The sequence below is a fragment of the Pseudomonas sp. 2VD genome (genome assembly GCF_005503585.1).
Taxonomy (GTDB): Bacteria; Pseudomonadota; Gammaproteobacteria; order Pseudomonadales; family Pseudomonadaceae; genus Pseudomonas; species Pseudomonas aeruginosa.
Map to the genome: position 1 here is coordinate 1 of NZ_SCND01000379.1, position 5,631 is coordinate 5,631.

At 68.9% G+C, this 5,631-nt stretch carries 6 protein-coding genes and 1 pseudogene; 4 read left to right on the top strand and 3 right to left on the bottom strand.

All coding sequences use genetic code 11. From position 1 onward, the window contains the following. Nucleotides 1–30: 30 nt before the first annotated feature. The 4 genes and pseudogenes from FFS27_RS27550 to FFS27_RS27565 form a co-directional block, all read left to right on the top strand. A pseudogene (locus FFS27_RS27550) lies at nt 31–1,188 on the top strand (methyl-accepting chemotaxis protein); the annotation flags it as partial. 125 nt (nt 1,189–1,313) lie between these two features. After that, the gene (locus FFS27_RS27555; protein ID WP_003090963.1) at nt 1,314–1,673 is read left to right on the top strand and encodes an Mpo1-like protein; all 360 of its coding nucleotides are present in this window, start codon (nt 1,314–1,316) and stop codon (nt 1,671–1,673) included. An 86-nt stretch (nt 1,674–1,759) separates the two neighbouring features. Beyond that, nucleotides 1,760–2,248 carry a molybdopterin-dependent oxidoreductase gene (locus tag FFS27_RS27560; protein WP_021264972.1) on the top strand — a complete coding sequence of 163 codons (489 nt, stop codon included), beginning with the start codon at nt 1,760–1,762 and terminating at the stop codon, nt 2,246–2,248. A 9-nt stretch (nt 2,249–2,257) separates the two neighbouring features. Then, complete coding sequence (locus FFS27_RS27565) at nt 2,258–3,835, top strand: GGDEF domain-containing protein (protein ID WP_003114745.1); 1,578 nt, start codon at nt 2,258–2,260, stop codon at nt 3,833–3,835. 8 nt (nt 3,836–3,843) lie between these two features. Here the strand turns inward: FFS27_RS27565 and FFS27_RS27570 are convergent, their stop codons facing one another. From FFS27_RS27570 to FFS27_RS33820, 3 genes are all read right to left on the bottom strand, one after another. After that, nucleotides 3,844–4,641, bottom strand: a complete 798-nt coding sequence (locus FFS27_RS27570) for an acyl-CoA thioesterase (RefSeq protein WP_003090970.1) — start codon at nt 4,639–4,641, stop codon at nt 3,844–3,846. 80 nt (nt 4,642–4,721) lie between these two features. Beyond that, on the bottom strand, nt 4,722–5,492 hold the full coding sequence (locus tag FFS27_RS27575; RefSeq protein ID WP_003117634.1) for a CHAD domain-containing protein: 771 nt from the start codon (nt 5,490–5,492) through the stop codon (nt 4,722–4,724). Beyond that, the coding region (locus FFS27_RS33820; RefSeq protein ID WP_256659665.1) for a hypothetical protein at nt 5,489–5,631 on the bottom strand (143 nt) is incomplete at its 5' end. The genes FFS27_RS33820 and FFS27_RS27575, both read right to left, overlap by 4 nt.

Consider the following 5,631-nt stretch of genomic DNA (forward strand, 5'->3'; position numbering starts at 1 on the left):
AGATGTGTATAAGCGACGGGCGATTCCCCGCTGCTCGGCGCCTGGGTCGGCCAGACCGGCTCCGGCCAGCGCTTCGCCGTGCTTGCCCCGGCCAGCGACCTGTGGCAGGTCTTCGCCGACCGGGCCGGCGCTTACGCCGTCGCCGTGCTGGTGCTGATGCTGGCGCTGCTGGCGGCCTCGCAACTGCTGATCCGCTTCATCCTCACCCACCTGCATACCCTCAAGGACGTGATGCTGCACGTCGAAAAGAGCGGCGACCTGTCCGCTCGCGTACCGCTGCAGGGACGCGACGAAGTCGGCCAGATGGCCAGCGCCTTCAACGCCATGCAGGCCGGCTACCAGCGCATCGTCGGCACCGTCGCCGCGGCCGCTACCAAGCTCGACGAAGGCGCCCAGGCGCTGGCCCGCAGCATGGGCCAGGTACGCCAGGGCATGCTCGGCCAGCAGAGCGAGACCGACCAGACCGCCACCGCGATCAACGAAATGTCCACCACGGTCTTCCATATCGCCCAGCACGCCGCCGATACCCGTGACCAGTCGCAGGAAGCCGACCGCCTGGCCGGCGCCGGCCAGCAGGCGGTGAGCCGGGTCAGCGCGTCGATCGCCGGGTTGTCCCAGGGCGTCCAGGACACCGCCGAGATGATCCAGAAGCTGGCCGAAGACAGCCAGAAGATCAGCGGCGTGGTCAACGTGATCCACGGCATCGCCGAACAGACCAACCTGCTTGCCCTCAACGCCGCCATCGAGGCCGCGCGGGCCGGGGAAATGGGCCGCGGCTTCGCCGTGGTGGCCGATGAGGTGCGCAACCTCGCCCGTCGCGTGCAGGACTCCACCGACGAGATCACCCAGATGATCCTCGCCCTGCAGTCGGGTACCCGCGACGCCGTGGAGTTCATGCAGGAAAGCTCGCTCAAGGCAGACGGTTGCGTCAGCCAGGCCGGCGACGCCGGCGAGGCGCTGGCGGCGATCGCCAACGCGGTGGCGCAGATGCGTGAAAGCAACACGCAGATCGCCGTCGCCGCGGAACAGCAGAGCCAGGTCGCGGAAGAGATGACCCGTTCGGTGGTGGGCATCCGCGACGTCACCGAACTCACCGTGCAGCAGACCGTCGAGTCGGCGGCCACCAGCCAGCAACTGGTCGACCTGGCGGGCGATCTGACCCGCGCCATCGGCCAGCTACGCCTCTGATCCGCAGGCGCACCTGCCTATCGCCCGGATAGGCAGGAATCATTCGCCGCGCTGCCGCACCCCGCCTAGACTCGACGACATGCAACGACCCGCCTCGCGGGTCGCCGTCACGGAGTACCGAGAACATGGGCAAACGTCATCCCAACCTGCTCGCCTGGCAATGGCGCGGCTATGCCGCCAACCACCGCAACCCGACCAACCTGGTCCTGCACCTGATCGCCGTGCCGCTGTTCGTCGTCGCTGCGATCCTGCTGCTCGGCGGCCTGTTCGGCCTGGACCTGCTGCAGGTGGTGCTCGGTGTCATCGGCATCGGCGCCGGCCTGGCGATCCAGGCCAAGGGACACGCGCTGGAGAAACAGGCACCCGAGCCATTCAGCGATCGGCGCGACGCTGTCAGTCGCCTGCTCGTCGAGCAGTTCGTCACCTTCCCCCGCTTCGTCCTCAGCGGCGCCTGGTGGCGGGCCTGGCGCGAACGGCATAAGTGACAGTTCGTCCGGGATTTTGCACAGCCCTTCAGTTTTAGCGCGACGCTGCCGATATAATCGACGGAATCCTGTCGTGGACCGACAACATGCCGTCAATGCGTCAATTAATCGTCTTTTTCTGTTGCCTGGGGCTGCCTCTTGCCCAGGCCGCGGAACCCGTGCCGCTGGGCGGACGTCCGATCGTCACCCTGCAGCGGTCCGGCGGCGCTCCCATACGGCTGACCCTGTCCGACCTCGAAGCCCTGCCCAGCGAGACCCTGGAAGCCCAGCTCCCCGGCGAGGCCAACGCCCGCTGGCAAGGCGTGCGCCTCAGCCTGTTGCTGCGCCACCTGGACCTGGCGCCGCCCAAGCGCCTGCGCGTGCTGGCGCTGAACGACTACTCGGCGATCATCCCGTACAGCGACCTCGACAGCTACCAGCCCATCCTCGCCTATCGCCGCAACGGCGCCTACATGGCGATCCGCGAACGCGGACCGCTTTTCATCATCTACCCGATGGCCCGCTATCCTGAGTTGAGAAACCAGGTCTACTACAACCGTACCGTCTGGCAGGTCAGCTCCATCACTCTTGAGTAAGTAACGGACATGACTGTGCCGCTGCTCGATCCGACAAAGCTGCGCCGGCAACGCCAGATCATGGGGCTGTTGCTCGGCCTGGTGCTGCTCATGGCGTTGATCGCCGGGGCTGCGCTGTGGCTGGCGGTGCGCCAGGCCCAGCAACTGGCCCAGCCGAACCTGCACAACGAGCTGTGGCAGACCTACTCGCTGCGCGCCGAACTGGATCGCACGCTGGACGCCGCGCGGCACACCGAGAGCGGCGAAGGCCAAGCCGACGACCTGGCGATCCGTCTCGAAGTCCTCGCCAGCCTGATCGCGCCGCTGCGCCGCCAGTCGTTGTTCAGGCATCTCGCCGAACCGCGTCCGGAGGTACAGGCCACCCTGCAACGCCTGATCGAGCTCAGCGATCGCTGGTCGGACCAGGCCCCCTGGGGCGATCCCGTCGCCGCGCGCCGCCTGGCCGCGGAGATCGTCCAGCAGGTCCCGCCCTTGCTCGAACCGACCCACCAGATCGTCGTCGCCAGCAACATCGCCCTGACCAACCAGTTGGACGTCGACCGCAAGCGCCTGCACCGGGCGTTCTACGCGTTGTTCTGGGCGCTGCTCGGGATCGGTGCCGGCGGTGCCCTGCTGGTGCTGCGCCTGGTCGCCGACTTCAAGCGCGCGCAGCAACTGGCCGGGCATCTGATCGAGCTTAACGCCACCCTGGAGAAACGCGTCGGCGAGCGCACCCGCCAGCTCAGCGAAGGCAAGGCGCTGCTGCATTTCATCCTCGAGGCCAGCCCGAGCGACGTGGTCCTGCTCAGCGCCTGCGGCGCCAGCATCCATTACGTCAGCCCGCGCCTGCTCAAGCGCCTGGGTTGCCAGGCCCAGGACGACTTCAACCTGCCCCGGCTGTTCGCCAGCGCCAGCGAATACAGCCGCCTGCAGAACGCCCTGGAGGCGCGCGGCCAGGTGGATGGCTGGGAAGCCCAGCTATGCGGGGAAACGCCTTGCTGGGCGGTGATCTGCGCGCGCCACCTGGAAATCGACGGCGAGCCGGCGACCCTGATCTGGTGCTACGACATCAGCCGGCGCAAGGCCATGGAACAGGAACTGCGCCTGCTGGCCAGCACCGATACCCTGACCGGCCTGCACAACCGCCACTCGTTCCTGCACCAGGCGGAACTCATGCTCAAGGCCGCCGAACGCTTCCGCCACCCCTGCGTGGCGCTGATGCTGGACATCGACCATTTCAAGAACATCAACGACAGCCACGGCCACCTGACCGGCGACCGCGCCCTGCAACGTGTCGCCGAGACCCTGCGCCAGGGCCTGCGCGAGGTGGACCTGCTCGGTCGCCTGGGCGGCGAGGAATTCGCCGCGCTGCTTCCGGAGGTCAGCCTGGACCAGGCGCTGGACGTCGCCGAACGGCTGCGCGCCGGCGTCGAGGCGCTACGGGTGAGCAATCCCGACGGCGAACCGCTGCGGATGACCGTGAGCATCGGCGTCGCCCTGCGCAGGGACGCCGGGGACGACCTGGAAAGCCTGCTGGTGCGCGCCGACAGCGCGCTCTACCAGGCCAAGAGCGGCGGGCGCAACCGCACCGAGTACGCGCCCGCCTGACATGCGCCTCAGCCGAACACCGTGACCATCTGCCGGCTGATCGCCAGCAACTGGCCGTCGGCGCTCCACATCCGCGCCGCCACGTGGCCGTAGCCGTCGCGCGCCTCCTCGATCTCCGCCAGGTAACGGCACCAGTCGCCGCTGCCCTGCTGCGGCAGCGGCTGGAGGAACTCGGCGGTCCAGGTCAGCGAGCTGGCCATCGCCGGGGTGCCCAGGTGCGGCAACAGCGCCGGCGGCCAGGAGTCGAGCAGCGCCAGCAGGTGGGAAACCTCCATGGGCTCTCCCTCGGGTTCGTCGCGGAAACGCATCCAGCCGCCCATCTGGCGCGACTTGTTCGAAGAGAACGGCAGGCCGCCCACTGCCCAGCGCATGGCGATGTAGCGAGTGAACTCCGGGGTCACGTTACGGATATAGGGCAGCTCCTGGCTCTCTTCGGGGCCCTTCATCCCGGCCGCCGGCAACGCTTCCACCGCCACCGCCGACGCGCGGGCGACGCCGAAACTGGCCTGGACCAGCGTCACCACCTGCTCGCCCTGACGGACCTCGACCTGTACCTGGCTCACCGCCTTGCCCTCGCGCAACAACCGGGCGCTGAAGCTCGCCGGCTGCTCGGGGGCCAGCGGTCCGACGAAGCTGACGCCGATGGAGCGCAACGGACGCCCCGCCTCGACCACCGCAAGCATGGCCTCGTAGGCCAACGCCACCACCAGGCCACCGAAGGTGGCGCGGCCCTGGCCCCAACTGGCCGGTACTACCACCGAGGAAGGGTCGCGGCGGACCGCCTGGATCAATTCGGAAAAATTCATGTGTGCCTCGCGAGGGGATTCGAGGGCCCATCTTAGGCGAGGCGATCCTTGGGAAAAAGCCGATCGGAATACCGGCGGCCTCAGTGCTCGGCAAGCGCCTGCTGCAATGTCGACAGGGCCCGTCCGGCACGCTCCCGGGCCAGTTCGAAGCGTGCCGTCCAGACCTCGCGCACGGGCGCCAGGTCCGGCTCGCGCTGGCATCGCAACAGCCACTGTTCGAGGTCGTGCCAATCGCCCAGCGCCGACTGGGCCGCCTTGAGCGGCGCCAGCAGCGAGCCGGGAATGCTGCAATCGTGCGGATAGGCCTCCAGCCCGTAGCGCACGCGCTTGATCCGCAGCCGTAGCGGGTGCCAGTGCTCGTAGGTGGTGTCCGCCAGCTCGGCGCGCAGGGTCTTCCATTGCCGGCGCAGGCGCTTGCGCACCCGGCCGTGCAGGCCATCCAGCACGGCATGCCGCTGGGCCGTACGCAACAGGGCCGGCCAGACGTCCAGGCAAAGCTGCAGGCGGTGCAGCGGCTGGCTGGCGAGAACCGCCACGTAGCCGGACTCCAGCACCGGCCGGCGCACCGCCAGCGCATCCCGCAGCCCTTCGGCGGCGAGCGCCGGCAGCAGCACCTCCAGGTCGCGGATCGGCCCGCTGAGCCGCCCGACCTCGGCGGCGGCATGCTCCAGCTCCTCGACGCCGGGGACTCCGCGGATCGGCCGCAGCAGGCTGCGCAGACGGCGCAGGGCGATGCGCAGGTCGTGCAGTGCCTCGCCATCCGTGCGCGCCTCCAGGCGGGCGACCGCCGACATCAACGCCACCTGCTGGCCGATCACCTCGGCCAGCAGTTCATCGATGAACCCCGTCATGCCTGCTCCTCTCCCCGGCCATCCCGCGTGGGCGTGCGCACCAGGCGCCAGGGCAGCGCCCGGCGCAATGCGCGCAGACGCAACCCTGGATCATCGGCACCGCCGTGTCCATAGCGTTGCGCTTCGAACGCGCCGACGA